Origin of the sequence: Autumnicola psychrophila (genome assembly GCF_031846645.1) — a bacterium.
In the GTDB taxonomy this organism is placed as follows: Bacteria; Bacteroidota; Bacteroidia; order Flavobacteriales; family Flavobacteriaceae; genus Autumnicola; species Autumnicola psychrophila.
In genome coordinates this window covers 108,200-134,764 of the sequence record NZ_JAVRHN010000011.1, presented here as the reverse complement: position 1 = coordinate 134,764, position 26,565 = coordinate 108,200, and the positions used below count along the sequence as shown (strand labels likewise).

25 protein-coding genes and 2 tRNA genes are annotated in these 26,565 nt (G+C 39.5%); 15 read left to right on the top strand and 12 right to left on the bottom strand.

Annotation, left to right across the window (positions count from 1 at the left end; all coding sequences use genetic code 11):
- Positions 1 to 182 precede the first annotated feature (182 nt).
- The 3 genes from RM541_RS14380 to RM541_RS14370 all read right to left on the bottom strand — a co-directional run bounded on the left by RM541_RS14380 (position 183) and on the right by RM541_RS14370 (position 7,642).
- Positions 183 to 1,643, bottom strand: coding sequence for a glutamate synthase subunit beta (locus RM541_RS14380; RefSeq protein WP_311500826.1), 1,461 nt, complete (start codon positions 1,641 to 1,643; stop codon positions 183 to 185).
- A gap of 3 nt (positions 1,644 to 1,646) precedes the next feature.
- Positions 1,647 to 6,170 (bottom strand): glutamate synthase large subunit, encoded by a 4,524-nt coding sequence (gene gltB / locus RM541_RS14375; protein ID WP_311500825.1) that lies wholly within the window; start codon positions 6,168 to 6,170, stop codon positions 1,647 to 1,649.
- Positions 6,171 to 6,499: 329 nt separating this feature from the next.
- Positions 6,500 to 7,642: an acyl-CoA dehydrogenase gene (locus RM541_RS14370; protein WP_311500824.1), complete on the bottom strand. Its 1,143-nt coding sequence runs from the start codon at positions 7,640 to 7,642 to the stop codon at positions 6,500 to 6,502.
- A gap of 124 nt (positions 7,643 to 7,766) precedes the next feature.
- Here RM541_RS14370 and RM541_RS14365 point away from each other — a divergent pair, with 124 nt between their 5' ends.
- From RM541_RS14365 to RM541_RS14320, 10 genes are all read left to right on the top strand, one after another.
- The gene (locus RM541_RS14365; RefSeq protein WP_311500823.1) at positions 7,767 to 8,798 is read left to right on the top strand and encodes an anhydro-N-acetylmuramic acid kinase; all 1,032 of its coding nucleotides are present in this window, start codon (positions 7,767 to 7,769) and stop codon (positions 8,796 to 8,798) included.
- A gap of 58 nt (positions 8,799 to 8,856) precedes the next feature.
- A complete protein-coding gene (locus RM541_RS14360; protein ID WP_311500822.1) occupies positions 8,857 to 10,083 on the top strand; it encodes a Glu/Leu/Phe/Val dehydrogenase dimerization domain-containing protein in 1,227 nt (408 codons plus the stop codon).
- A 134-nt stretch (positions 10,084 to 10,217) separates the two neighbouring features.
- On the top strand, positions 10,218 to 10,919 hold the full coding sequence (locus RM541_RS14355; RefSeq protein ID WP_311496384.1) for a MotA/TolQ/ExbB proton channel family protein: 702 nt from the start codon (positions 10,218 to 10,220) through the stop codon (positions 10,917 to 10,919).
- Between the two features lies 1 nt (position 10,920).
- A complete protein-coding gene (locus tag RM541_RS14350; protein ID WP_311496383.1) occupies positions 10,921 to 11,313 on the top strand; it encodes an ExbD/TolR family protein in 393 nt (130 codons plus the stop codon).
- A gap of 1 nt (position 11,314) precedes the next feature.
- Positions 11,315 to 12,142 carry an energy transducer TonB gene (locus RM541_RS14345; protein ID WP_311500821.1) on the top strand — a complete coding sequence of 276 codons (828 nt, stop codon included), beginning with the start codon at positions 11,315 to 11,317 and terminating at the stop codon, positions 12,140 to 12,142.
- A complete protein-coding gene (locus RM541_RS14340; protein ID WP_311500820.1) occupies positions 12,143 to 13,363 on the top strand; it encodes a bifunctional folylpolyglutamate synthase/dihydrofolate synthase in 1,221 nt (406 codons plus the stop codon). It begins immediately after the preceding gene.
- Positions 13,364 to 13,430: 67 nt separating this feature from the next.
- Positions 13,431 to 13,505 (top strand) — tRNA-Val (locus tag RM541_RS14335).
- A 48-nt stretch (positions 13,506 to 13,553) separates the two neighbouring features.
- A tRNA-Val gene (locus RM541_RS14330) sits at positions 13,554 to 13,628 on the top strand.
- Positions 13,629 to 13,864: 236 nt separating this feature from the next.
- Positions 13,865 to 15,031, top strand: a complete 1,167-nt coding sequence (locus RM541_RS14325) for a PQQ-dependent sugar dehydrogenase (RefSeq protein WP_311500819.1) — start codon at positions 13,865 to 13,867, stop codon at positions 15,029 to 15,031.
- A gap of 110 nt (positions 15,032 to 15,141) precedes the next feature.
- The gene (locus RM541_RS14320) at positions 15,142 to 15,885 is read left to right on the top strand and encodes a TerC family protein (protein WP_311500818.1); all 744 of its coding nucleotides are present in this window, start codon (positions 15,142 to 15,144) and stop codon (positions 15,883 to 15,885) included.
- A gap of 72 nt (positions 15,886 to 15,957) precedes the next feature.
- Here the strand turns inward: RM541_RS14320 and RM541_RS14315 are convergent, their stop codons facing one another.
- The 8 genes from RM541_RS14315 to RM541_RS14280 all read right to left on the bottom strand — a co-directional run bounded on the left by RM541_RS14315 (position 15,958) and on the right by RM541_RS14280 (position 21,286).
- Positions 15,958 to 16,539 carry a DUF1989 domain-containing protein gene (locus tag RM541_RS14315; protein WP_311500817.1) on the bottom strand — a complete coding sequence of 194 codons (582 nt, stop codon included), beginning with the start codon at positions 16,537 to 16,539 and terminating at the stop codon, positions 15,958 to 15,960.
- Between the two features lie 13 nt (positions 16,540 to 16,552).
- On the bottom strand, positions 16,553 to 17,467 hold the full coding sequence (ligD, locus tag RM541_RS14310) for a non-homologous end-joining DNA ligase (protein WP_311500816.1): 915 nt from the start codon (positions 17,465 to 17,467) through the stop codon (positions 16,553 to 16,555).
- Complete coding sequence (locus RM541_RS14305; RefSeq protein WP_311500815.1) at positions 17,460 to 18,071, bottom strand: DNA polymerase ligase N-terminal domain-containing protein; 612 nt, start codon at positions 18,069 to 18,071, stop codon at positions 17,460 to 17,462. Before RM541_RS14305 ends, ligD begins: the two co-directional genes overlap by 8 nt.
- Positions 18,072 to 18,079: 8 nt before the next feature.
- Positions 18,080 to 18,700: an FMN-binding negative transcriptional regulator gene (locus RM541_RS14300; RefSeq protein WP_311500814.1), complete on the bottom strand. Its 621-nt coding sequence runs from the start codon at positions 18,698 to 18,700 to the stop codon at positions 18,080 to 18,082.
- Between the two features lies 1 nt (position 18,701).
- A complete protein-coding gene (gene gntA / locus RM541_RS14295; RefSeq protein ID WP_311500813.1) occupies positions 18,702 to 19,403 on the bottom strand; it encodes a guanitoxin biosynthesis heme-dependent pre-guanitoxin N-hydroxylase GntA in 702 nt (233 codons plus the stop codon).
- Between the two features lie 208 nt (positions 19,404 to 19,611).
- Complete coding sequence (locus RM541_RS14290; protein ID WP_311500812.1) at positions 19,612 to 19,875, bottom strand: SemiSWEET family sugar transporter; 264 nt, start codon at positions 19,873 to 19,875, stop codon at positions 19,612 to 19,614.
- A gap of 1 nt (position 19,876) precedes the next feature.
- Positions 19,877 to 20,401 (bottom strand): DUF421 domain-containing protein, encoded by a 525-nt coding sequence (locus RM541_RS14285; protein WP_311500811.1) that lies wholly within the window; start codon positions 20,399 to 20,401, stop codon positions 19,877 to 19,879.
- 36 nt (positions 20,402 to 20,437) lie between these two features.
- On the bottom strand, positions 20,438 to 21,286 hold the full coding sequence (locus tag RM541_RS14280; protein WP_311500829.1) for an SDR family oxidoreductase: 849 nt from the start codon (positions 21,284 to 21,286) through the stop codon (positions 20,438 to 20,440).
- A gap of 207 nt (positions 21,287 to 21,493) precedes the next feature.
- On the opposite strand from RM541_RS14280, the gene RM541_RS14275 reads away from it, so the two are divergent.
- Positions 21,494 to 22,180 (top strand): glycerophosphodiester phosphodiesterase, encoded by a 687-nt coding sequence (locus RM541_RS14275; protein WP_311500810.1) that lies wholly within the window; start codon positions 21,494 to 21,496, stop codon positions 22,178 to 22,180.
- Between the two features lie 153 nt (positions 22,181 to 22,333).
- On the top strand, positions 22,334 to 23,548 hold the full coding sequence (locus RM541_RS14270) for a BaiN/RdsA family NAD(P)/FAD-dependent oxidoreductase (RefSeq protein ID WP_311500809.1): 1,215 nt from the start codon (positions 22,334 to 22,336) through the stop codon (positions 23,546 to 23,548).
- On the opposite strand, the gene RM541_RS14265 is transcribed toward RM541_RS14270, so the two are convergent.
- On the bottom strand, positions 23,545 to 24,021 hold the full coding sequence (locus RM541_RS14265) for a TspO/MBR family protein (RefSeq protein WP_311500808.1): 477 nt from the start codon (positions 24,019 to 24,021) through the stop codon (positions 23,545 to 23,547). The two genes, RM541_RS14270 and RM541_RS14265, sit on opposite strands and share 4 nt — an antisense overlap.
- Before the next feature lie 93 nt (positions 24,022 to 24,114).
- On the opposite strand from RM541_RS14265, the gene RM541_RS14260 reads away from it, so the two are divergent.
- From RM541_RS14260 to RM541_RS14250, 3 genes are read left to right on the top strand one after another with little or no spacing between them, the layout of a single operon-like run.
- A complete protein-coding gene (locus tag RM541_RS14260) occupies positions 24,115 to 25,206 on the top strand; it encodes a diphosphomevalonate decarboxylase (protein WP_311500807.1) in 1,092 nt (363 codons plus the stop codon).
- Positions 25,207 to 25,229: 23 nt separating this feature from the next.
- On the top strand, positions 25,230 to 25,583 hold the full coding sequence (locus RM541_RS14255) for a four helix bundle protein (RefSeq protein WP_311484303.1): 354 nt from the start codon (positions 25,230 to 25,232) through the stop codon (positions 25,581 to 25,583).
- 37 nt (positions 25,584 to 25,620) lie between these two features.
- Entirely contained in the window at positions 25,621 to 26,559 is a 939-nt protein-coding gene (locus RM541_RS14250; RefSeq protein WP_311500806.1) for a mevalonate kinase family protein, read from the top strand.
- Positions 26,560 to 26,565: the final 6 nt, after the last annotated feature.

Genomic DNA, 26,565 nt, shown 5'->3' with positions numbered 1-26,565 from the left:
TTTTCTTCAAGTGAACTTTTCACTACTCACTCTTCACTCTTTTGCGTGAGGGATAGGAGCGGCTACCGTGTAGCGCGGATAGCCCGGCCCGAAGGGCACGCCCAAATAAAGAAAATTCCGGAATTTGGAGCAAAAAAAAGGATCAGCGTTAACTGATCCTTTACAAGTATTGCAGAAAACTGTTATGCAGCTGGTAAATCGCCTTTTCCTTTAGTCGGCAGTTTAGTACTACCCATAAGGAATTTATCTACGTTATAAGCGGCTTCACGGCCTTCAGAAATTGCCCAGACTATTAATGATTGTCCTCTGCGCATATCGCCGGCAGCAAACACATTTGGCACATTTGTTTGGTAACTTTCGTCTCCTTTTATATTGGTTCTGTTGTCAAGTTCCAAACCTAACTGCTCGCTTAGTGTTTTCTCGGGTCCTGTAAAACCAAGGGCCAAAAGAACAAGGTCACAAGGCCATTCTTTTTCTGAATTTGGTACTTCCTGAAGTTTGGGTCTTCCGTTTTCACCTTTTACCCATTCAATATTTACTGTTTTCAGGGCTTTTAATTTACCTTGCTTGTCTTTTACAAATTCTTTGGTAGAAATACTCCAGTTTCTTTCCACTCCTTCATAATGAGAAGAGCTTGTCTTTAAAGTGAAAGGCCAGTAAGGCCATGGATTTTCTATGGTGCGATCTTTTGAAGGCATAGGCATGATTTCAAAGTTGGTCACAGACTTTGCTCCGTGTCGGTTAGAAGTACCAACACAATCAGATCCTGTATCACCACCACCGATTACGATTACATTTTTTCCTTCGGCATGTAATTTTTCTGTAGGTTCAGCCAGACCGTCTACAACCTGATTATTCCTCTTCAAGAATTCCATTGCCTGTACAACTCCTTCAGCATCTGAACCTGGAATAGGTAAAGGCCTTTTTTGGGTAGCGCCGCCGCAAAGTACAATAGCATCAAATTCTTTTAATTTTTCTATTTCGTAGTTTACACCAACATTTGTGTCAGTAAGAAATTTTATGCCTTCTGCTTCAAGAATTTTTAATCTCCTGTCTATTACGTGTTTTTCCATCTTAAAGTCCGGAATTCCATATCGCAAGAGACCTCCAACCTTTTTGTCTCTTTCAAAAACTGTAACCGAATGCCCTGCCCGGTTTAACTGCTGTGCGGCAGCTAATCCTGCAGGTCCAGATCCTACAACAGCAACAGTTTTTCCCGTCCTGTGTGTTGGTGGCTCTGGCTTAATCCATCCTTCTTTAAAGCCTCTTTCCGGAATGTACTTCTCAATCATTTCTATCGCAACGGGAGGCTCAATTATACCCAGAACACATGCAGATTCGCAGGGTGCGGGACATAAACGTCCTGTAAACTCCGGAAAATTATTCGTGGAGTGAAGGATTGTATTCGCCCGTTTCCACTCGTTTTTATAAACAGCATCATTAAAATCGGGGATAAGATTCCCTACCGGGCAACCACTGTGGCAAAACGGTATTCCGCAATCCATACAGCGCGCACCCTGCTCATTTAAATCCTCGTTATCAATTTCTTTTGTAAATTCTGTATAACTTTTTATTCGTTCCGGAACAGCATAAGTTTCCTCTTCGACTCTTTCGTATTCCAAAAACCCTCTTAATTTTCCCATTTCTTAAGCTGTTTTAAGTTCTTGTTCTTTCTTCTCCATTTTCTCTTCTTCAATTTTCTGTAAAGCTCTCTTGTATTCTTCAGGCATTACTTTGATGAATTTGCTTTTGTTTTCTTCCCAGTTATCCAGGATTTCTTTGGCGAAATCACTTTCTGTATAGCGGTAGTGGTTCTCGATTAGCTCCAGTAGTTCATTCTGATTTTCTTCAGAAGGTTCTTCCAGATTAACCATTTCCATATTAAAGTTGTTTGGGTCCTGAATATTATCGGGATTGTATAAATAAGCAATTCCACCACTCATTCCGGCAGCAAAATTTCTACCTATCCTTCCAAGAATTACAGCTATACCACCTGTCATGTACTCACAACCGTGATCTCCAATTCCTTCAATTACTGCTTTGGCACCAGAATTTCTTACGCAGAAGCGTTCTCCACCTATTCCGTTAACATAAGCTTCCCCGCCTGTCGCTCCATAAAGTGCAACGTTCCCAATAATGACATTTTCATTGGATTTGAACGTAGCTTCTCTTGGTTTTCTAACGGAAAGCGTAGCTCCTGAAAGACCTTTTCCAAAATAGTCATTGGTATTTCCAATCACATTAAGCGTTAGACCCTTTGTAGCAAAAGCTCCAAAACTTTGTCCCGCAGATCCAGTAAAATTAAGAGTAAGTGTATTCACCGGAAGCCCATTTTCTCCATGAATTTTGGAGATTTCGTTACTTAAAATTGCTCCTGTAGTCCTGTTAATGTTACTTATAGGAAAATCAAGGCTCATTTTTTCTTTTCGGTAAATTGCCGGATGTGCTTTGTTCAATATCTTAAAGTCGAGCACATTCTCCAGGTTATGATCCTGCTTTTGTGTGCAGTACAGCGGCATATCTTCGTCAATTTTCGGCTTATAAAGAATCTTAGAAAGATCTATTCCCTGAGCCTTATAATGTTCTATAGCCCTGTTCATGTCCAGTTTTTGGCTTTGACCTACCATTTCGTCAATCGTTCTGAAACCGAAGTCGGCCATGATCTGGCGCAATTCCTGGGCAACGAAATACATGAAGTTAATCACATGTTCCGGAGTTCCTTTAAAGTTTTTCCTTAATTCAGGATCCTGGGTAGCAATACCTACAGGACAGGTATTTAAGTGACAGGCGCGCATCATGATACATCCGGAAGCTACAAGAGGAGCTGTGGCAAAACCAAACTCTTCTGCACCAAGAAGACATGCAATAGCTACATCTCTTCCGGTTTTTAACTGTCCGTCACATTCTACAACAATCCTGTTTCTAAGATTATTCAGCAATAATGTTTGCTGTGCTTCGGCGATCCCAAGTTCCCATGGAAGTCCGGCATGTCGTAAGGAAGTTAGAGGTGAAGCTCCTGTTCCTCCATCATATCCGGAGATAAGGACCACATCTGCCTTGGCTTTCGCAACACCGGCTGCAATTGTACCCACTCCAACTTTTGAAACCAGTTTTACATTTATTCTTGCTTCACGGTTGGCATTTTTCAGGTCAAAAATGAGCTGCGCCAAATCCTCAATAGAGTAAATATCGTGGTGAGGAGGAGGCGAAATTAAACCTACGTAAGGCGTGGAATTTCTTGTTTTGGCAATATCAGGATTAACCTTAGGTCCTGGTAGTTGTCCACCTTCACCGGGTTTAGCACCCTGTGCCATTTTTATCTGAATTTCCTGCGCACTGCTCAGGTAATTTATGGAAACTCCAAAACGTCCCGAAGCAACCTGCTTAATGGCACTATTTCTCCAGTTTCCATCAAGATCTTTGTTAAACCTATCTGGATTTTCACCACCTTCACCAGAATTACTCTTTCCTTTCATTCGGTTCATGGCGATTGCCAGGTTCTCGTGTGCTTCTTTACTAATGGAACCAAAAGACATTGCACCGGTTTTGAAACGCTTTACAATCTCTGTCCATGGTTCTACTTCGTCTATAGAAATTGGATTAAGATCCCTGAACTTAAACATCCCTCTTAAAGTCATAAGATTTTCTGCCTGTTCATTTATAGAAGTGGCATACTCCTCATAGCTTTTAGGATTGTTTTGTTTTACAGCTTGCTGAAGTTTAGCTACGCTGGTTGGATTAAACATATGTCGTTCTCCATTTCTTCTCCAGCGATAATCTCCTCCTATCTCAAGATTCAGACCTACATCTGTGTTTGGAGGGTTAAAAGCAGCATCAAACCTCTTCTGAATTTCTTTTTCAACTTCATAAAGTCCGATCCCTTCAATCCTTGTTGGAGTATTGGTGAAGTATTTATTTACGAATTTTTCGTTTAGACCCAGAATTTCAAATATCTGAGAACCCCGATAAGAATGTAGCGTTGAGACCCCAATCTTATTCATAATCTTTATAATACCTTTTCCAATAGCTTTATTGAAATTTTGTACTGCTACTTCAGGATCTTCAACGGGAATTGTTTTTGATTCTGAAAGGTTATAAATAATCTCATTAACCATATATGGGTTAATAGCACTTGCGCCATAACCAAAAAGAAGTGCAAAATGATGTGGTTCACGAGGTTCTGCAGATTCTATAATAATTCCAAAAGATGATCTTCTTCTGTATTTCTTAAGACTGTGGTGTACAAAAGAACATGCAAGAAGGGAAGGAATAGGTGCCATTTTAGGAGAAACATTCCTATCTGAAAGGATAATTGCATTGCAGCCGTTGTCTACAGCAACTTTAATTTCTTCTATAATTTCTTCCAGTCTTTTTTCGAGGCCATTCATTCCTTTTTCTGCTTCATACAAAATAGAAATAGAAACAGTATGAAAATCGGGATGCTCGATGTACTTGATCTTGTCAAGATCTTCGTTGGATATTACCGGATTCTGAATTCTTAGTTTCTTGCAGTTTTCCGGAAGGATATCAAAAATATTTCTGTCTGCACCAATAGCCAGGCTTATGTCTGTAACAATTTCTTCCCTGATACCATCCAATGGAGGATTGGTAACCTGGGCGAATAATTGTTTAAAGTAATTAAAAAGCAACTGTGGTTTTTCAGAAAGGACAGCTAAGGGTAAATCTGCACCCATAGATCCAATCGCTTCTTTTCCTGCAGTGGCCATTGGAGTAATTATAGTGCTAATATCCTCCAGCGTATATCCAAAAAGTTTCTGTCTTTTTATAAAGTCTTCTTTCTCTACAGGAGTTTTGTTCCCTGTGTAAGGAACTTCTGCTAACGGAAGAAGATTTTCATTAAGCCATTTTTTGTAAGGAAGTTTAGAAACGATACTGCTTTTCACTTCCTCGTCCCCAAGAATTTTTCCTTCGTTCATATCTACGAGGAACATTCTACCTGGTTCCAGACGACCGTGAAGTTCAACATTTTCAGGCTTAATATCTATTACCCCTGTTTCAGAAGACATTATAACGTAACCGTCTTTGGTAAGAGTATATCTTGAAGGACGTAATCCATTCCTGTCCAGAAGTGCTCCAATATAATTTCCATCTGTAAACGGAATAGAAGCAGGACCATCCCACGGCTCCATGATACAGGCATTATATTCATAAAACGCCTTTTTATCTTCAGACATAGAAGGATTCTTTTCCCATGCTTCAGGAACCATCATCATTATGGCTTCCGGGAGGGACCTGCCGGTTTGAAGAAGTAGTTCCAGTGCCATATCCATAGAAGCGGAATCTGACTTACCATCCAGGACCACCGGGGTAATTTCTTTTATGTCATCACCAAAGATCTCACTTTCAAAAAGCTCCTCCCTTGCTTTCATTCGGCTTACGTTGCCGCGCAGGGTATTGATCTCACCGTTATGACACATGTACCTGAACGGCTGGGCCAAATCCCAGGTAGGGAAAGTGTTCGTAGAGAATCGCTGGTGTACCAAGGCAAGCTTGGTTACAAGATCAGGATCGTTTAAATCCTGATAATACCTGTTGATGTCCTGAGGCATCAAAAGCCCCTTGTAAATAATAGTATTGGTAGACATACTGGATAGGTAGAAATATTCTGCCTCTGCCAGTTCAGATTTATATATTTTGTGCTCTGCAATCTTTCTTGCAGCATAAAGTTTTGAATTGAAAATTTCCGGAGTAATTTCTTCTCCTTTACCTATAAAGATTTGTTCTACCACAGGCTCAGATAAGGTAGCAATGCTACCCAGGCAACTGCGATCAACCGGTACTTTTCTCCATCCAAGGATGCTTAGACCCTGGCGGGTAATTTCCTTTTCGAAAATTTCTTTACAGATTTTCTGTTGGTTAACAGATTTTGGCAGGAAAGTCATTCCTACTGCATAAGACTTGAATTCGGGTAATTTAAAATCACAAACTTTTTTGAAGAACTCGTGAGGTATTTCTATAAGAATTCCTGCCCCGTCACCGGTTTTGCCATCTGCGCTTACCGCGCCCCGGTGTTCAAGCCTAATAAGTATGTCAAGAGCTTTATGTATAATATCATTTGTACGCTTCCCCTTTAAATTACATATAAATCCTGCTCCGCAATTATCGCGCTCAAACTCTGGGGAGTAGAGTCCCTGTTTTTTTGGTGTCATATCCGTCCTTCCTTAAATTAATACCACAAAAATATCTAATTTAGTAAAGAAAATAAAGAGAAGTGACTAAAACAAAATGAGAAATTGATTATATGGAATTAAAATCCGATTAAATGATAATTCCATATTTATAAATAGCTAGTGTTATTAGATTCTTAAGTTCTTCACAATTTTTTCTGAAAGAAGAATGCGGGTTATTATGAAGAAAACTGGCGGTAAACGCAAATTTGATAGAGGTTTTTAAGGAAAATCTGCGGCTTCTATTCCATTGTCTGCAACTGGTATCACCACGTAGAAATCGAGAATTTTCCTTATAAAACGCAGGTGTTTTAATCGCGTAAAATACTTCTTGAAATAACAATTTTCTGTATCTCTGAAGTGCCCTCATATATCTGGGTGATTTTTGCATCCCGCATTAATCGTTCTACATGGTATTCTTTTACATAACCGTTTCCTCCATGAACCTGGACAGCTTCTACAGTTACGTCCATAGCCGTTTTAGAAGCAAAAAGCTTAGCCATAGCTCCCGAGAGGTCGTAATTATTCCCATTGTCTTTGTCCCATGCAGCTTTCATTACCAGGTGACGGGCAGCTTGTATGCTTGTGTGCATATCTGCAATCTTAAAGGCAATGGCCTGGTGATTACAAATTTCGGTTCCAAAAGATTTTCTTTGCTTGGAATATTTTTTTGCCAGTTCATATGCTCCCGAAGCAATACCAAGAGCCTGAGCTGCAATGCCAATTCTTCCACCAGAAAGTGTTTTCATGGCGAATTTAAAGCCGAAACCATCTTCTCCAATCCTGTTTTCCTTAGGCACTTTTACGTCGTTAAAGTTCAATGAATGCGTGTCGCTTCCTCTAATCCCGAGTTTGTTTTCTTTTGGGCCTATTTCAAATCCTTTCGAACCTTTTTCGACTATAAAGGCGTTAATTCCTTTGTGCTTCTTTTCACGATCGGTTTGCGCTATTACAATATAATAATCGGCAGAATTTCCGTTGGTGATCCAGTTTTTGGTTCCGTTGAGAATGTAGTGATCCTCTTTCTCAATAGCAGTTGTTTTCTGAGAAGTTGCATCACTTCCTGCTTCGGGTTCTGAAAGACAAAATGCGCCAAGTGCTTCCCCGGTAGTCAGTTTTGAAAGATACTTTTCTTTTTGTTCCGGAGATCCAAATGTGTCAAGACCCCAGCAAACCAAAGAATTATTAACAGACATTACAACAGAAGCAGATGCATCTATTTTAGAAATCTCTTCCATGGCCAGCACATATGCTACAGTGTCCATCCCGCCTCCACCATATTCAGGGGACGCCATCATTCCCAGGAAACCAAGTTCGCCCATCTTTTTCACCTGTTCTTTTGGAAACTCCTGCTTTTCGTCCCTCTCTATCACCCCGGGTAGTAATTCGGTATTTGCGAAATCGCGCGCTGCGTCACGAATCATGATATGTTCTTCTGTTAATTGGAAATCCATATATAAATTTTTTTAAGAAAAGATCATTTTTAGTACTCAAAGATAACTTTTTGATACTATTTTTCTATTAACATTGGTTATTTTTACGAATATGAAAAAATCCTCCTTTAAATTAATCGGAGTCATGTCCGGTACCTCTTTAGATGGAATTGATATTGCCGTTGTGGAATTCAATTTTGATCGGAAAATTGCTCACAAAATTTTAAAAGCCGAAACGATTCCTTATGAACATCACTGGAAGATAAAACTTAGTGGAGCCATTAATTCTTCTGAAGCCGATCTTCAGAATTTAAACCTGGAATATACCACTTATCTTGCAGACGTTCTTAATCAATTTATATCTAGGAATAACATTGGAGACCTCGATACTATTTGCAGTCACGGGCATACCATAAAACATGAACCTCAAAATGGGTATACCCTTCAAATTGGCAATTATCGGCAGTTAGCAGCGAACACGGGCCATACCGTTGTTTGCGATTTTAGGGTGCAGGATGTGGAATTGGGCGGCCAGGGTGCGCCTCTCGTACCGATTGGTGACCAGTTGCTTTTTCCGGAATTTGATTTTTGTCTAAACCTTGGTGGTTTTGCGAATATTTCCGCGGAAATAAAAAATCAAAGAATTGCTTATGATATTTGTGCGGTAAATACTGTTTTGAATTTTTACGCTCAAAAACTGGATAAGGAATATGACGAAGGCGGTAAAATTGCGGCTTCAGGAGAGTTTAAGGAAGAACTTTTTAATGAATTGAACCGTCTTAGTTTCTATTCTGAAAAACCACCAAAATCCCTTGGAATGGAATGGGTAAATTCAGAAGTATTTCCGCTTTTGAAGCAATATGAAGATGATATTCCGTCGTTACTTCATACGTATAGCAAACATGTGGCTTTTCAAATTTCCGAAGCTGTAAAATATTCTGAAGGAGCTAAGGTTTTGGTTACTGGAGGGGGAGCGTTTAATGATTTTCTGATCGACGAACTTAAGAGGATCTCCAATGCCGAATTTGTTATTCCTTCCGAAGAGCTTATTAATTATAAGGAAGCATTAATATTTGCCTTTTTGGGAGCTTTGCGTTTGAGAGGAGAAAATAACGTGCTGAAATCTGTCACCGGAGCAAGAAAAGATCATTCTTCCGGAAAAATATACAATCCATAGATCAAGATTCGGAATTTTTTTCAAAAAAGTAAATTCGTAATGAACAAAAAATCCTGCAATGAAAGAATTACTGAAAATTTATGAGAGTAAGGATCCGGAAATCGTTTTTAACTGGAAAGATTCTGAAACAGATGCTGAAGGCTGGGTGGTGATTAATTCGTTACGGGGTGGTGCTGCGGGTGGTGGTACGAGAATGCGCCTTGGGCTGGATCTTAACGAGGTTTTATCCCTTGCAAAGACCATGGAGGTGAAATTTACCGTTTCGGGACCTGCTATTGGTGGTGCAAAGTCGGGTATAAACTTCGACCCTAAAGATCCACGTAAAAAAGGAGTACTCGAACGTTGGTATAAAGTGGTTTCGCCGCTATTAAAGAGCTATTACGGCACAGGAGGGGATTTGAATGTGGATGAAATCCATGAGGTTATTCCAATTACCGAAGATTGCGGGGTTTGGCATCCACAGGAGGGTGTTTTTAATGGCCATTTTCGACCTTCGGAAGCAGATAAGATCAACAGGATAGGTCAATTGCGACAGGGAGTGATCAAAGTTCTTGAAAACGTTCAGTTCTCACCAGATGTTAGCAGGAAATATACGGTTGCAGATATGATTACAGGTTTTGGGGTTGCGGAAGCTGTGAATCATTATTATAAAATATACGGGGGCGATATTTGCCAAAAAAAGGCAGTGGTTCAGGGATTTGGAAATGTAGGTTCTGCGGCGGCCTATTACCTCTCGCAAATGGGTGTGAAGATCGTGGGTATTATAGACCGGGCAGGAGGTCTTATAAAAGAAGAGGGATTTACTTTTGAAGAGATTAAAGAGTTGTTCCTGACGAAAGAAGGAAATGTGCTGAGCCATCCTGAACTTATTCCTTTTGAAGAAATGAATGAAAGAATTTGGAATCTTAAAGCTGAAATATTCACTCCCTGTGCTGCTTCGCGATTAGTAACCAAAGATCAAATTAGTAGCATGATCAATTCACGGCTGGAGATTATCTCCTGTGGAGCCAATGTACCTTTTGCCGATAAGGAAATTTTCTTTGGGCCAATTATGGAATATGCAGATGAGCGCGTAAGCGTGATTCCCGATTTTATTTCAAATTGCGGAATGGCGAGGGTTTTCGCCTATTTTATGGAACGGCGTGTGCAAATGACAGATGAGGCAATTTTTAATGATACCTCTATGACTATAAAAAATGCAATTCAGAATACATTTGACAATAATAGCAGCAGGAAAAACATCAGTAAAACTGCTTTTGAAGTTGCTCTAAAACAATTAGTTTAGGAGAAAAAACGAACTGTTGACAAGAATTGTTAGTACTCTCTTTTAAAATGTTAGAAGCTGCCTTTAATTTTGCTAAATTTGGCGGCAATTAAATCTCTTTTATCACGTTAAATAAAAAAACCTAATTAAATAGTATGTTAAACTTTTTTCAGCAGGACGGTGTTGCAGATGCAATGCAGGAAGCAGAACCGGTAGTAGAAGAAAAAACCCTTTCGTTATTTGATTTAATGTTTAGCGGAGGTCTTGCAGGTACAGTAATTATTGTAATCCTCTTTGTTCTTCTTTTTGTTGCAGTATATATTTACTTCGAAAGACTGTTTGCAATAAAATCAGCCAGTGAAGTAGATAAAAATTTCATGTTGCAAATAAAAGACAACGTGCTTAACGGGAACATAAAGGCCGCTAAAATGCGCTGTTCCCAGACAGACTCTCCTGTTGCGCGACTAACAGAAAAAGGTATTTCCAGAATTGGTAGTCCGTTGGAGGACATTAACACTGCAATTGAAAATGCTGGAAGGTTGGAAGTTTATAAGCTGGAAAAGAACGTAAGTATCCTCGCAACAATTGCAGGAGCAGCTCCTATGATTGGATTCCTTGGAACTGTAATAGGTATGGTAATTGCTTTTCATGAACTGGCTACAAGTAGTGGGCAGGCACAAATGGGAGCTTTGGCAGAGGGTATTTATACCGCGATGACTACCACTGTTGCTGGTCTTATAGTAGGTATTATTGCTTATATAGGTTATAATCACCTGGTGGTTAAAACAGATAAAGTAGTGCACCAGATGGAAGCTACAGCGGTAGACTTCCTTGATCTTTTAAACGAACCTGCTTAATATGAATTTAAGAGGAAGAAATAAAGTTAGTCCCGAGTTTAGTATGAGTTCAATGACAGATATTGTTTTTCTGTTGTTGATATTTTTCATGTTAACCTCTCCGACAATTACGCCTGAGGCACTGGACCTTATCCTGCCAAAAGCAAAAGGGAAGACAACCAGTAAGCAAACGGTGGCGGTAAGTATTACAAAAGACCTTCAGTTTTATATAAATGAAGAAAGGATAAGCCAAAGCACTCTGGAAAGTACACTGAAAGCAAGGCTTTCGGGAGAAGAGAATCCGACTATTATATTGAGGGCAGAAGAAGGTGTTCCAATAGAAAAAGCGGTGAACGTAATGGATATTGCGAATAGAAATAGTTACAAAATAGTACTGGCGGTAAAACCTGAATAAAATGGCAATGTTAAACACAAAACACGAAAAGAAATCCCTGACTATCACGGTGATCCTGCACGTTTTGTTGATATTGCTATTACTTTTCTTCGGATTTACTTACCTGGATCCTCCACCGGAAAACGGTATTGCTATCAATTTTGGTACTTCCGAAGTTGGTTCGGGAACCGAGCAGCCAACAGAGCCGGTAAAATCCGCTCCTCAAACTTCGAGTCCGCAGGTAACTCCTCCGGAACCTGAAGTAAAGGAAGAAGTGGTAACTCAGGATATTGAGGAAGCACCGGTAATAGAGGAGAAGAAGAAAAAGATCACTACTCCGGTGGAAACAAAGCCAGTGGAAAAGCCAAAGGAAAAGGAACCACCCAAGAAACCGGATCCAAAACCAGATGAATCTACCACCAATGCGATGAACAGCATTTTCAACGGTCCCGAAAGAGATGGAACTCAAACAGGAGGTGAGGGTAACGACAATGCTGCGGGAGATAAAGGAGATCCTAACGGAGATCCAAATGGCAGCAAATATTATGGAAACGGTGCCGGTTTGGATGGCGATGGCAATTACCGTTTAGGAGGTAGAAAAGCTTTAAATAAAAAAATAATTACGCCAAATTGTAATGAAGCAGGAAAGGTTGTGGTGAGAATAGAAGTAGATCGGTCGGGTAGAGTTATTAGTGCAGACCCCGGAAAGCAAGGAACGACTAACAACCACCCGTGTTTGATGAACCCGGCGCGGGAAGCTGCTTTGGCAACCAAATTTAACAGTGACCAAAATGCGCCTCCAAAGCAGGTAGGTACTATTGTTTACGATTTCCAATTATCTGATCAATAAGTGAAGACCTATAATGAAACTGTGGACTGGATGTTTCGGCAGTTGCCGATGTACCAGCGCATAGGAAAATCTGCTTTTAAAAAAGATCTTACCAATACGCTTAAACTTGCGGATCATTTAGGCAACCCTGAAAAAAAAATTAAATCTATTCATGTTGCCGGGACCAATGGAAAAGGTTCCAGCAGTCATATGCTTGCATCAGTATTTCAGGAAGCAGGCTATAAAGTAGGCCTTTACACTTCGCCCCATTTAAAGGATTTTCGGGAACGCATTAAGGTTAATGGAAAACTTATAACCCAGGAAGAAGTAGTTCATTTTATTGAAGAAAATCAGAACTTTTTAGAAGAGCACCAGCTTTCATTTTTTGAAATGACTGTAGGAATGGCTTTTCAATATTTCGCGAGTGAGCAGGTAGATATTGCCATTGTTGAAGTTGGAATGGGAGGAAGGCTTGATTCTACAAATATCGTAACTCCCGAGATTTCCCTTATTACTAATATCGGCTTAGATCATACTGCTTTTCTTGGAACGACCAGGGCAGAGATCGCTGGTGAGAAGGCTGGAATTATCAAGAAAAACATTCCGGTAGTAATTGGCGAAAAGGATAAAGAGACTCAGCAGGTATTTCTTTCTGTAGCAGAAGAAAGGCAGTCACAGCTGTTCTTTGCTGAAGATTTTAAATTTTCGAAGTACGAGATAGATCTAAAGGGTAATTATCAGAAGAAAAATGTACAATCTGTCTTAGCAGTAATTAAAGTGCTTAAAGAGAAGGGCTGGAAGATTCCTGAAGCAGCTGTTTTAAGAGGATTGTCGCATGTAAAATTAAATACAGATCTTCGTGGAAGATGGGATATCTTACAGCATAAGCCAATGGTTATTCTTGACACCGCTCATAATGAAGACGGACTTAAGGTTGTTTTTAATCAACTGAAGAAAGAAAAATATAACCAGTTACATATAGTCCTGGGAGTTGTTAATGATAAAGACTTAGATAAAGTGCTGCCATTGTTTCCGGAAAGTGCAGTTTTTTATTTTTGTAAGCCAAATGTTCCAAGAGGGCTTGAAGCTAAAATTTTACAGGAAAAAGCAAAGGAATTTTCTCTTGACGGGCGAGTATATAATTCGGTTACAGATGCTTACGAATCCGCTCTGGAGCTGGCTTTAGACGAAGATTTAATATTTGTGGGAGGCAGTAACTTTACTGTCGCAGAAATAATTTAATTTTTTTGAGAAATTGTTTTGGTGAATTGAAAAAGTAGCCTATATTTGCATCCGCAATCAAGAATAAGGGCGCGTAGCTCAGTTGGTTCAGAGCACTTGGTTTACACCCAAGGGGTCAGGGGTTCGAATCCCTTCGCGCCCACAACAAGTAAAGGCTTCCGATTTCGGGAGCCTTTTTTAGTTAAAGTAAGGGTGATTAGCTCAGTTGGTTCAGAGCACTACCTCGACAAGGTAGGGGTCACTGGTTCGAACCCAGTATCACCCACAAATAATTCGTATGAAGCCTTATAAATATGGAATTTATGAGGCTTTTTTATTCTTAGGGGAAGTAGTAAGGGGCGGAATGAATTAAAGTACTTCTTCAAACTTCCTGATTTTCCTGAAGAAGGTTGGAAATTAATTCTTCTATCTATTATAATTTACAATCTCCTTAACCATGCATTAACGCTATTTAGGAGGAGGAAGCTTTAACTTCATGGTCTAATTCCAAATAGAAAATTGATGAGAAAGCTTTTTTTATTGATTACGATCATATGCACAACTTCTTTTTACGCACAAGAAAAAGAAGGCGTAATTTCAGAAGAAAAAGTAGGGCATATTTACAAACCTGAAGAGACAGAAGCTACAGCATCTAAAGTCAATTCTCTCTCCAAACCCGAAGGTTTTAAAGTAACGAAATTTGCAGAAAGTTTAGGTGAGCCCAGAATGATGGCGGTTAGTGAAGCTGGTAATGTCTACGTTACACGAAGGGAAGGCGATGTGGTAATGCTTAAGGACGGCAATAAAGATGGTAAAGCAGATTCCCGGGAAATAGTAGTGACTAAAGAAGGGGCGCACGGAATTGCAATACAGGATAATATGTTTTACCTCATTACTGTAAATGATATTTTTAAGGCTGAAATAAATAATGATGGTTCTATTGGAGAGCTCAAGAAGTTTGTGGAAAACCTGCCTGATGGTGGGCAGCACCCTAACCGTACAATCCGCTTTAAACCAAATGAAGATTTATTTGTTTCTGTAGGAAGTACCTGCAATGCCTGTCCGGAGACCCGCGAAGAAAACGCTACAATGTTGCGCGTAGACCCTGCGACCGGTGAAAGGATGATTTTTGCAAAAGGACTTCGGAATACTATAGGCTTCGACTGGCATCCTGAAAGTGGTGAACTTTACGGGATGGATCACGGGATAGATTGGTTGGGTGATGATGATCAGAAAGAAGAATTAAATAAAATCGAAGAAGGTGGGAATTATGGTTGGCCGTATGTTTATGCTGATGGTGAAGCCAATAAGGCAGATGAGCCGCCAAACAATATGTCATGGGAAGAATATGCCGAAAAAACAAAATTTCCACAAATGCTCTTTACGGCACATAGCGCACCAATGGATTTGATTTTCTACAGAGGAGAAATGTTTCCTTCAGAGTACAGGGGCAAAGCCCTGGTAACTTTTCACGGCTCATGGAACCGTAAACCGGCTTCGGGATATAAATTAAGGACCGTTGATTTTGAAAATGGAGAGCCAACACGGTCTGAAGACTTTCTTACCGGCTTTTTAAGCGAAGATGGGACTTCCAGGTTTGGCCGTCCTGTTGGGCTGGTGGAGCTTCACGATGGCTCGGTTTTATTTTCTGATGACCAAAATGGGATTATCTATAGGATCTCTTATTAACATTAAGACTTTTTGCCGGTAGCTATATAAAATTGAGCCAAAGGAGTTTGTTTATAAGTTGCTTTTGCTCAATTTTGTTTCTATTTAAAATTTGAGGTGCTCACTTATTTATGGAAATTTTTTTACAGCCTGATACCTGGATTGCATTGGTAACACTTACCTTCCTGGAAATTGTTCTGGGGATAGATAATATAATTTTTATTTCACTGGTGGCAGGAAGATTGCCCGAAGACCAGCAGAAAAAGGCCAGGCTGGGAGGTTTATCCCTTGCACTTATCACACGTATTCTTCTCCTGTTAAGCATTACCTGGATTATTGGATTAACAGAGCCTGTGCTGAGTATGGAAGGCTTTGACCTCAGCTGGAGGGATATCATTCTTATTGCCGGAGGGATCTTCCTGTTGGTGAAAAGTACCCTTGAAATTCATCATAAAGTAGAAGGGCAGGAGGAAGGAGAGCATGCGGTTAAAAAAATATCTTCCTTTTCTTCAGCAATCGTACAAATTGTACTTCTGGATCTGGTATTTTCTTTTGATTCCATTCTTACCGCAGTAGGACTTACAGACGAAATTATCCTGATGGTAATTGCCGTGGTAATAGCCATAATTGTTATGATGATATTTGCCAAACCTGTGGGTGAATTTGTAAATAATCATCCTACAATCCAGATACTCGCATTATCATTCTTAATCCTGATTGGCGTTATGCTTATTGTAGAGGGAGCACATTATCACGTACCTAAGGGATATATTTATTTTGCAGTTTTCTTCTCGCTCACCATAGAAATGCTGAACATGAGGTACAGAAAGAAGAATACTGCAGACGAAAAAGCCGCCAAATCAGGGAAAGGTTAAGAGCTGCAAATTTTCCAAAGCACCACTTTAAGGAGGGCATTGAAAATTGCCTATCGACTTGTATAATAAAAATTAGTCGGTTACCTCGTAATGTATAGGTTTAAAGCTTCCGTTATTGCTGTCTTCTGCAGAACAGGCAGTAAGAGCTACAATAAGGTCCATCTGCGCTTCAAATAATACAAAATCCCCTGCTTTGCTCAAAGGAGGATCTACACTAAGTTTACCTTTTTCATCAAATTGCACGTTCATGAAAATATTAAAAGCAGTAGGGATATCGTCTGGCGCAATATCAAATTTCTTGAGGTTGGTGTAGAGGTTTTCGAAGCAGCTGGGATGATAATCAGGATTATTATACATGATCTTAAAAGTTTCCGGGCTGCAGGGGGCTAGTAGAAAGTCATTTCTACCATTGGTATCCTCCAGGATCTTCATCATTTTCCGACTTCGGTTACTCCAGAGAAAATTTCCGCGGGAAATAAGGATGCTTTCTTCAAAATCAAGGGTTTTTCCACTGGAAATCTTTTCACGCTTATCTTCAGCGTTAAATAGTACCATGTCGCTTACCTGTTGGCCTTCGGGATCTGTAACTTTAAGCCGCTGTCCTTTTTTTATTTTGAAGGCTGCTCCGGTTTGTTTCTCAATAATCTTAGTCATTCTTATTTTATTTTTAGTTTTCCAGTAGTTCACTGAAGGTTTTCTTAGCAGATTTAAGTGTAGTAGCTTTTTTGGCAATTTTCGACCATGGATCTTCTTTTCTGGCCAGTCTTCTAAATATGTTGTTGAGATTGTATTTTTGAGCCGAATCTAAAGTATTAAGTTCATCCCAGTCTATAGGAGTTGCAATGGGAGCACCGGAAATTGACCGTACAGCATAGGGCGCAACGGTTGTTTGGCCAAATCCGTTTCTCGCAACTTCCAGGTACAATTTGTTTTCACGTTTGTCCTTTCTTGTTGCAGTAGTATAATCTTCAGGAAATTCATTTTCCAGGTACTCCGCAATTTCCTGCGCAAAGTTTCTTACATCCTCAAAATTTTCTTTAGACTTCAGAGGAACAACAAGATGCAATCCGCGGGAGCCGGTGGTCATTAGAAAAACCGGAAGTTTCAACTGCTTCTCAAGCAGTTTTCTTAATCTTTTTGCCGCAGTTTTTACTTCTGAAAAGTCATCCCGGGAAGGATCAAGGTCAAAGATCATCCTGTCGGGATATTCTGGTTTGTCTTTTTTGCTCAACCAGATGTGCGGAGTAATACACGCCTGGTTTGCCAGATAAACCAAAGTTGCGGTGTTGTTACAGATCACATAGTTGGTAGTGCCGCCTTCCTGCTTTTCGATTTCTATAGTTTCTATCCAATCCGGAAAATAATCTGGTGCATCTTTTTGAAAAAACTTTTTATCCTCAATTCCGTTGGGAAACCTTAACATCGTGATTGGCCGATCCTCTAAATGAGGTAACATAACTTCAGAAATTTTCTCGTAGTAATCTAAAAGTTCACCTTTAGTATATCCGCCTTCAGGGAAATATATTTTGTCCCGGCTGCTAATACTAAACTCGTGCTCTCCTTTGTACGTTTCTTCAGCCATTTTTTTCAGAATCTTTCCTGATATCGTCCATGCTTCTCCCGGTTAGAACCGAATTGTTCTCTGTACTTGTAGGATTTCTACGGGCATCGGCTTGATCGTCATCAACTTTCTTCAGTAACCAGTTTTCATCTTTACCTTTTTTGATGCGGATAAGGGAATAAGCTCCTCTAATTTTCTTCCCTTCGAGTATAAATGTAGAGCGACCTTTCTTCAGCTGCTCTTCCATGGTAATGAAATTTCCCTCTTTATCTTTTTTCTCATTTTTGTAGGTTCCGGCGTCCCAGACCATTACGGTGCCGCCGCCGTATTGATTTTCAGGAATAATACCTTCAAAATCGGCATATTCGAGCGGATGATCTTCAGTCCTTATGGCGAGTCTTTTCTCTTCAGGATTGGTTGAAGGGCCTTTAGGTACAGCCCAACTTTTCAGAACTCCGCTCACAAGCAACCGGAAATCATAGTGCAAACTTGTAGCATCATGCTTCTGAATGACGAAAATTGGCTTTTTTTCACCTTCTTCAGAACTTTCATTTCCGAAGGGTTCTGAAGAAATGTCAAAATTCCGCTTCTCATGATATTTTTCTAGAAGTTCTTTTTCTGCCATGGTTTCTCTTATCTATTGCTCCTGTTTTCTTTCTCAATATCCTCTTTTAGCTGATTGCTCATAGGGTTATTTTTTTCCTGCAGGAGGCGGCAAACTGATTTCAGGTCGTCCTGTTCAAAACCCTGGTGTAGTTTTGCAATAGCTTCAATTTTGACGGGCTCACACCAAAAACCCGTGATTAGCGGCAAATGATCCTGAAGCATTTCCTTCGGAAGATCTTTGTAATAAATGGGGTTTTCCTGGTCCTGTTCAAAATGTGCAACCAGTTCTTCAAGAGATTGTTCCAGTTCTTCCCGCGTCTGAAGTTTTAGTTTTACATTAACGTGCACGGCAGAATAGTCCCAGGTGCTTATATCTTTTTCTTTATACCAGGAAGAAGAAACGTAATCGTGCGCTCCCTGAAATATTAACAGAGCTTCTATTCCGTCCTTTAGATATTGGTACTGCTCATTATTATAAGCGATATGTGCAAAAAGCGTAAAATTTTCGGCATTGCCTTTCGTAAGCACCGGGATATGGGTAGCGAGTATCCGCTCTCCATTTAACACAAAAGTTGCAAACGGATGATTCTTTATAAAATCATAAATATATTTCTTATCGCGCTTTTTGTATTTATCCCGCTGGTACATATTACTTTTTGCTGTTAAGAAAAGGACATTTCCACTCTTCTCCAACCTTTCTCCCACTATATTGTCTTGCTTCGCTCCTTTCCCCAAAGTCCCGAAGCATTGGATTAATACTTCCCTGTAACTCGCTATCTCGTTCCCTGATCTTATTTCGAACAGTGTGATAAGTTCCCATTTCCCGGAGTTTCTCAAATTGCCAGTGTAGATTGAAAGCTATTGCGGGATATGGACTTTGCCTTGCTTTCCTGGAACTATTAGGGTGGAGCCCGACGATGTAAAATGCTCTTCCGCCAATACTAAAACTGAAGTTACTATTTTGAGGATCATCGCTTACATTTTTATCCCATTCCACATCATCTACTTCATGAAGAAAATCGAGCTGTTTCCAGAGAAGATCTTCAAACTCTTCTTCAGTAAAGGACCTGTTGTCTTCAAAAGCTGCAATAAAAGTAAAGAAGTCTTTAGATTCAAAGTCATATTGGGCAATGTAGTCCTTCAAATCACTTAGGATCTCCTCTGCCGCTATTTTCGAACCAAAATGTTTATAGGAATGGAAATCTACATGATCCATACTAAAAACGGTCTGTGCCATAACACAGGGATGATCTTCTGTTATTATAAAATTTTTAAAGTCAATTTCTAATTGTTTTTCGGATTCATTAGAAAAAGACGCTATTTTTTCGGTTTTCTTTTCTTTAGTCAACATTTTATTTATGCTTTTTGCTAAATTTAAATGTTAGGCAGAAGATCGGGAAGTTCTTTAAGATTTTCTTAATGCTTATTTATGGAAGATTAACTCGCACAAAGCTTTGGCGTTAATATTTTGATCATTACCGTTACTTTCTCGCGAGAGGAAACGCTGTTTTTGCATATTTCAATAGAGTATAACAGCTTTGATTTTGATTAGCGGGTAATTATTTCTTTTTCCTGTAATGTATCATCAGGTAAAGCATAAAAGAATTTAAAGCAAGCGAGGCGCCGTTAGTTATAATTATCGGCAAATCATTTTGAGTGATTCCGTAAATTACCCAAAGACCAACGCCAAGCATCAAAGTGGCGAACATTCCCGGAGAAACATCATCAACTTCTTTTGTTTTCCACGCCTTACGTATCTGCGGAACCACAGAAGCCGTGGTGCAAATCCCTGCTACTATTCCTAAAACATCTGTCCACTCCAAACTACTTTCGCTTTACGTCCTTAATAAGCCAATCTTCAAAAAATTCACTTTCGTCCTCACTGTGCAATACTGAAATATCGCCGGTGGTTTCGAAAATTACTGCCCGCACCTGTGATAAATTCAGCACATTTGCTTCTCTCAGTTTTGAACGTAAATCCCCCTCGGTAACACGGGCTTTTTTCAGGTTTTCCTGAAGTATTTCATTTCCGTCCATTAGTAGCAAGGGCGAGTTATCCACATGATCACTTACAATTTTAAACCTCCGTAGGTAGGCGACGCTAATCTGTAAAGCGTAAATAGCAGCCAGGCCTACAATGCCCTCAATTAAGGCAACAGAGGAACTTAAAAGTGTTGAAGCGATGATGGAGCCCACAGCTACAGTCATGGCAAAATCGAAACTGGACATTTTTGAAAAACTCCGTTTTCCGACTATGCGCGTGAATAGAATTACAGCCACATAAATGCCAATCCCCGTTAAACAAATTGCTGCCAGTGCTTCCCAGGAGCTGCCAAACCATTTTTCCATTCGATTAAATTTTTATCAAGGTACAACAAAGAAAAATTATCCTCCAATTTGCTCACCTCCATTAATGTGAATCACCTGTCCCGTCATGTAGCTGCTGTCTTCTGAAGCCAGAAACACATAAGCCGGCGCAACTTCTGAAGGTTGGCCGGCCCTGCCCATCGGCACCTTTTTTCCGAAGTCTTTCACATCGTCGAATGTTGAGGGAATTAGCGGAGTCCAGATAGGTCCTGGCGCAACGGCATTTACTCTTATTTTTTTGTCTACCAGCATTTTTGAAAGGGACCTGGTGAAAGTGGTGATTGCACCTTTGGTGCTGGAATAGTCCAGCAGGTGACTGCTCCCGCGATAGGAAGTTACAGAGGTGGTGTTGATGATGCAGTCGTTTTCTTTAAGATGTTTAACCGCTTCTTTTGCAATAAAAAAGTAAGGATAGATATTCGTTTCAAAAGTTTCCTTCATCTGCTCTGTAGAAACATCTTCTATGTTACTTTTCGGAAATTGTACCGCGGCATTATTCACCAGAATATTTAGGTTACTAAATTCTGAAACACACTTCTGTAATGCTTCTTTACAGAAGGATTCATCTTTAAGATCACCTTCAATAATTAAACATTTTTGTCCCTCATCTTCCACCATCTTTTTAGTCTCTAGCGCATCTTCATCTTCTGCGAGGTAAACAATGGCAACATCAGCACCTTCCCGGGCAAAATGTACGGCAACACTGCGTCCAATTCCGCTGTCACCACCAGTAATAAAGGCTGTTTTTCCTTTAAGTTTTTCGCTGCCTTTGTAATTATCCCTTATAATTTTTGGTTCAGGATTCATTTTATGCTGTTCTCCCGGCTGGGATTGATCCTGTTCCGGAAAATTTTTCGATTGTGTCATATCTTTATTTTTATTCTGAATTGTTGCATGTGCCTTCTTAAAGAGCAGGTCGATATTTGCCAATTTTCGACCTCCCCTTAAACTTTTACCAAAACCGGAATCTAAAATTAAGAAGTGTAGCACCAAAAAAAATGTTAAGCGGTACTAAGTCTTTCTAAACAACCCCAGATAGCAGAAATTTCAGAAGCTAATTAATATCTTAGCGGAATGGATTCAATATTAAAAATCGGACATAGGGGCGCAAAAGGGCTTTTAGCTGAAAATACTCTCGAAAGCATTCAGCTGGCGCTGGATTTTGGCATGGACATGATAGAAATTGATGTTCACAAATGTTCTTCAGGAGAAATCGTAGTGATTCATGATTTTACGCTGGACCGCACTACCAATGGCAGTGGTGAAATAGCCACTAAAAGTTGGGAAGAGTTGAAAAAACTGGAGATTTCCGGAAGGTACAAGATTCCGTTACTTACTGAAGTCCTGGATTTGATTGAAGGAAAATGTACGATAAATATTGAATTAAAAGGTTCAAATACGGCAGTAGCCACCTGCAAAATTGTTCAGGATTATATAGATAGTAGGAACTGGAATTATTCCGACTTTATTATTTCGAGTTTTCAGGTAAATGAACTTTTTAAAGCACGAAAATTTAGTGAAGAAATTCCAATAGGTGTTTTGAGCAAAGCAAATATTTCAGAAGCTATTAAAATAGGAAAAGACCTGAAGGCACTGGCCATTCATCCATCCATAGGAATTGTGACACAAAATAATATAAAGCAGACTAAAAATGCAGGTTTTAAAGCAATTGTCTGGACCGTAAATGAGCCTGATGCTATTGCCAGAATGAAACAATGTGGTGTCGACGGAATTATATCTGACTTTCCTGACAGGTTTTAGGTTGAAGTGAAGAGTGAAGTGATAGTTTAAAAGTGAAAGAGAAAATAGGAGAGAGGAAAGATTTCGGGAGAATGTGGACAACTTTTTTGATTATGATTTTTGAACCTATTGCGAACACCGGAAATTTTGATAATTGATAATTGATAATTGAGTATGCAGTATGATATCTTAATAGTAGGAGGAGGGGCCGCGGGTTTTTTTGCGGCTATAAATGCTGCAGAAATGAATCCCGGGGCGAAAATTGCCATTTTAGAACGTGGGAAGGAAGTACTTTCTAAAGTACGGATTTCCGGTGGTGGTCGCTGCAACGTTACTCATGCCGAATTTCTTCCGAAGGAGCTTGTAAAGAATTATCCGAGGGGAGAAAAGGAACTTCGGGGTCCTTTTCATCAGTTTATGACAGGAGATACGATCGCCTGGTTCGAAGAACGGGGAATAGAGCTTAAAATTGAAGAAGACGGAAGGATGTTTCCGGTTTCAGATACTTCAGAAACCATAATCAACTGCTTTTTATCAGAAGCTGAAAGGCTTAAAGTGCAAATATTAAAAAACGAATCTGTAAAAAGCCTGGTTTGGAAAAACCCGTACTGGAAAGTGAGCACTCCAAAAAGCACATTATCGGCCTCTAAAGTTTTGATTGCCACAGGAAGCAATCCCAAAATCTGGAATTTTCTCGAAAAGCTTGGTCATAGCATATCCCCGGCGGTTCCGTCGCTTTTCACCTTCAATATAAAAGATAAACGGATTGCAGACCTTCCGGGAATTTCCACATATGCCGAAGTTAAAGTTCAGGGAGCAAAACTTCAGGATGAAGGGCCGCTTTTGATAACGCATTGGGGATTAAGCGGCCCCGCAATTTTACGATTATCGGCCTGGGGAGCGCGGGAACTTCATGATATGGATTATACATTCAGGATTCAGGTAAACTGGTTACCCGGATTTTCTTCCGAAGAAATTCTGGAGAAAATGAAAGCGTTAAAATTTGAACTTGCAAAACAGCAGGTGCTTAAAAATGCCCAATTTGAACTTCCGAAGCGATTATGGCAAAATCTTGTGATTGCCGCCAAAATAGAACCTACCGTGACTTGGGCAGATATTAATAAAGATCAACTTCTTGATCTTGCACAGCAACTTACCGAGGCTGTTTTTAAAGTCAACGGAAAAAGTACTTTTAAAGAAGAGTTTGTAACTGCCGGTGGCATCGATCTTAAAGAGGTGAACTTTAAAACTTTTGAAAGTAAAGTACTAAAAAATCTGTTTTTTGCGGGAGAAGTACTAAATATTGATGCTGTGACGGGAGGTTTTAACTTTCAGAACGCGTGGACGGGCGGCTTTCTCGCTGCAAAAGCAATGACTTCTACAGCTTAATTAAGACGCCAGATTTCAAAATTAATTATTGCTGCAAACAATACCCAAACTGCATAGGGAACCAGAAGATATGCTGCACGATCGCTTATTATTTTAAACCATTTTATGGTGATAATCAATAGTATAAAAAGTGCGATTATGTCCAACAAGGCCCAAAAAGGTTTATGCAGTCCAAAGAATAATATAGACCAGAAGGCATTGAGCAATAATTGGAATCCGAAGTGATAAAGAGCAACTTTTACCCATTTATGATAAAAGCCTTTGTGCCATACAATCCCCGCAGATATGCCCATAAGTATATACATAAGTAGCCATACCGGGCCAAAAATCCATTCCGGCGGGTTAAAAGAGGGCTTGTCCAGTTGCGTATACCAATCTGTAATTCCGGTTTGTGTAGCCAACGAAGCTATAAACCCGAAAAGCAGGCAAATTGCTACGGCTATAGAACTTCTTATGATTAAATTCTGGCTCATGCTGGGTGTATTCTTTACTAAAATAGAAATTTATTTGAATTTCTTCTTCATCCGGGGCTAACATAAAAGATTATCTTTGTTAAAATTTTCAAGATGACTGAAAAGGATTTTATTCCGAAGAAATATTCAGAAAGTATTGAGGAGGGAAGTGTTTCCTGGCAGGCTCCAAGTAATATCGCATTGGTGAAATACTGGGGTAAAAAGGAGCATCAGATTCCCGCAAATCCATCGGTAAGTTTTACGCTGAAGAATTGTAGGACAATTACGAGACTGGATTTTTCACGAAAGCAAAATCAGGAAGATTTCGAATTTGAAGTGTTTTTTGAAGGGAATAAAAAAGAAGATTTTAAACCCAAAATCAGGACGTTTTTTGAAAGAATTGTCCAGTATTCTCCTTTTCTGAAAGACTACAAATTCGAAATCCATTCAGAAAATACATTTCCGCACAGTAGCGGAATTGCTTCTTCGGCAAGCGGAATGAGCGCAGTGGCGCTGTGTGTTATGAGCCTGGAGAAAAAACTAAATCCCGAAATTTCTGAAGATTTCTTTAGAAAAAAAGCCTCTTTTTTGGCGAGGTTGGGATCTGGCAGTGCCTGCAGAAGTATTGAAGGTGATCTTGTGGTTTGGGGTGAACACCGGGAAATAGCTGATAGCAGCAATTTATTCGGAGTAAATTATACTGATGAGGTTCATGATAATTTTAGAAATTATCAGGATACAATCCTGCTGGTTGATAAAGGCCGGAAGGAAGTAAGTAGCAGTGTTGGCCATAATTTGATGCACAACCATCCTTTTGCCGAAGCCAGATTTGCACAGGCTCACGATAATCTTTCGATGCTAAAGCCGGTTTTTGCTGAAGGTGATCTTGGAAAGTTTATTGAAATTGTAGAAAGTGAGGCTCTTACGTTGCATTCTATGATGATGAGTAGCCGCCCTTATTTTATCCTTATGAAACCAAATACGCTGGAGATTATCAACAAGATTTGGAACTTTAGAAAAAGTACAAATTTGCCCGTTTGTTTTACGCTGGATGCCGGTGCGAACGTACATGTGCTCTATCCTGAAAAAGATAAAGTAAAAGTTTTAGAATTCATTAAAAATGAGTTAGTTGCGTATTGCGAAAATGGGCACTATATTTGCGATTCGGTAGGAAGCGGCGCAAAGCAATTGTCAAATGATAATTGATAATTGACAATGGAGAGAGAAAAATGGAGAGAGAAAATGCGATAAGAAAAAAGAGCTTTCTATTCTCTGTAAAAGTTGTTACTTTGTATAAGTTTTTGGTTTCTACGAAGAAGGAGTTTGTGATGTCTAAGCAACTACTAAGGTCGGGAACGGCAATAGGAGCATTGGTAAGGGAAGCTGAACAAGCAGAAAGTAGAGCAGATTTTATTCATAAGCTATCCATAGCACTAAAGGAGGCGAATGAAACGGAATATTGGCTTGATTTATTGAAGGCGACGGAATATCTAAATCAAGAACAGTATGAGGAGTCGCAAAAGGACATAAAGGAGATTTTGAAATTATTGATTGCTATAGTTAAGAAGATGAAGCAGAAATAATTGTCAATTTTCCATTAACAATTGTCAATTTACATTTATGAAAGGACCTTTATTTTATTCGAAAATTTTACTCTTTGGGGAGTACGGGATCATCAAAGATTCCAAGGGTTTATCTATTCCCTATAATTTTTATAACGGGGCCTTAAAAGTTTCTGAAGATCCTTCTGAAGCAGCTAAAAAATCTAACGACAATTTAAAGAATTTTGCCGGCTACTTAAAAACGCTGGAGGAGAGGCTTCCTGAGCTAGTTCATTTTGATTTTAAAAGCCTTAATAAGGATATAGAAAAAGGAATGTACTTTGATTCCAGTATTCCGCAGGGATACGGAGTTGGTAGTAGCGGTGCCCTTGTTGCCGCGATCTATGATAAGTATGCGACAGATAAAATTACCGTTCTTGAAAATCTAACCCGTGACAAGCTTTTAAAACTAAAGAAGATTTTTGGAGAAATGGAGTCTTTTTTCCACGGAAAATCTTCAGGTTTGGATCCGTTAAATTCCTATTTAAGTATTCCTATTTTAATTAATTCCAAAGATAACATCGAGCCGGCAGGGATTCCTTCTCAAACCGAAAAAGGAACAGGTGCTGTTTTCTTATTAGACAGTGGTATTACAGGTGAGACTGGACCTATGGTGAGTATCTTTATGGAAAACATGAAGCAGGAGCCTTTCAGGAAAATGCTTAAAAATCAGTTTGTAAAGCATACAGATGCTTGTGTGGAAGATTTCTTAAAGGGCGATGTAAAATCACTTTTCACAAACGTTAAAAGTCTTTCTAACGTTGTGTTGGATAACTTCAAGCCAATGATTCCAGCTAAATTTCATGAAATCTGGAAACGGGGTATTGATACGAATGATTATTACCTCAAACTCTGTGGTTCTGGTGGCGGCGGTTATATTCTCGGTTTTACAGAAGATATAGAAAAAGCTAAAAAGGCTTTAAAAGGTTATAACTTAGAAGTGGTTTATAACTTCTAAAACTTC

Bases quoted from the DNA above. Each gene is read 5' to 3' on its own strand.
- RM541_RS14380 (WP_311500826.1), bottom strand. From the start codon at position 1,643: ATGGGAAAATTAAGAGGGTTTTTGGAATACGAAAGAGTCGAAGAGGAA.
- gltB (WP_311500825.1), bottom strand. From the start codon at position 6,170: ATGACACCAAAAAAACAGGGACTCTACTCCCCAGAGTTTGAGCGCGAT.
- RM541_RS14370 (WP_311500824.1), bottom strand. From the start codon at position 7,642: ATGGATTTCCAATTAACAGAAGAACATATCATGATTCGTGACGCAGCG.
- RM541_RS14365 (WP_311500823.1), top strand. From the start codon at position 7,767: ATGTCCGGTACCTCTTTAGATGGAATTGATATTGCCGTTGTGGAATTC.
- RM541_RS14360 (WP_311500822.1), top strand. From the start codon at position 8,857: ATGAAAGAATTACTGAAAATTTATGAGAGTAAGGATCCGGAAATCGTT.
- RM541_RS14355 (WP_311496384.1), top strand. From the start codon at position 10,218: ATGTTAAACTTTTTTCAGCAGGACGGTGTTGCAGATGCAATGCAGGAA.
- RM541_RS14350 (WP_311496383.1), top strand. From the start codon at position 10,921: ATGAATTTAAGAGGAAGAAATAAAGTTAGTCCCGAGTTTAGTATGAGT.
- RM541_RS14345 (WP_311500821.1), top strand. From the start codon at position 11,315: ATGGCAATGTTAAACACAAAACACGAAAAGAAATCCCTGACTATCACG.
- RM541_RS14325 (WP_311500819.1), top strand. From the start codon at position 13,865: ATGAGAAAGCTTTTTTTATTGATTACGATCATATGCACAACTTCTTTT.
- RM541_RS14320 (WP_311500818.1), top strand. From the start codon at position 15,142: ATGGAAATTTTTTTACAGCCTGATACCTGGATTGCATTGGTAACACTT.
- RM541_RS14315 (WP_311500817.1), bottom strand. From the start codon at position 16,539: ATGACTAAGATTATTGAGAAACAAACCGGAGCAGCCTTCAAAATAAAA.
- ligD (WP_311500816.1), bottom strand. From the start codon at position 17,467: ATGGCTGAAGAAACGTACAAAGGAGAGCACGAGTTTAGTATTAGCAGC.
- RM541_RS14305 (WP_311500815.1), bottom strand. From the start codon at position 18,071: ATGGCAGAAAAAGAACTTCTAGAAAAATATCATGAGAAGCGGAATTTT.
- RM541_RS14300 (WP_311500814.1), bottom strand. From the start codon at position 18,700: ATGTACCAGCGGGATAAATACAAAAAGCGCGATAAGAAATATATTTAT.
- gntA (WP_311500813.1), bottom strand. From the start codon at position 19,403: ATGTTGACTAAAGAAAAGAAAACCGAAAAAATAGCGTCTTTTTCTAAT.
- RM541_RS14285 (WP_311500811.1), bottom strand. From the start codon at position 20,401: ATGGAAAAATGGTTTGGCAGCTCCTGGGAAGCACTGGCAGCAATTTGT.
- RM541_RS14280 (WP_311500829.1), bottom strand. From the start codon at position 21,286: ATGACACAATCGAAAAATTTTCCGGAACAGGATCAATCCCAGCCGGGA.
- RM541_RS14275 (WP_311500810.1), top strand. From the start codon at position 21,494: ATGGATTCAATATTAAAAATCGGACATAGGGGCGCAAAAGGGCTTTTA.
- RM541_RS14270 (WP_311500809.1), top strand. From the start codon at position 22,334: ATGCAGTATGATATCTTAATAGTAGGAGGAGGGGCCGCGGGTTTTTTT.
- RM541_RS14265 (WP_311500808.1), bottom strand. From the start codon at position 24,021: ATGAGCCAGAATTTAATCATAAGAAGTTCTATAGCCGTAGCAATTTGC.
- RM541_RS14260 (WP_311500807.1), top strand. From the start codon at position 24,115: ATGACTGAAAAGGATTTTATTCCGAAGAAATATTCAGAAAGTATTGAG.
- RM541_RS14255 (WP_311484303.1), top strand. From the start codon at position 25,230: ATGGAGAGAGAAAATGCGATAAGAAAAAAGAGCTTTCTATTCTCTGTA.
- RM541_RS14250 (WP_311500806.1), top strand. From the start codon at position 25,621: ATGAAAGGACCTTTATTTTATTCGAAAATTTTACTCTTTGGGGAGTAC.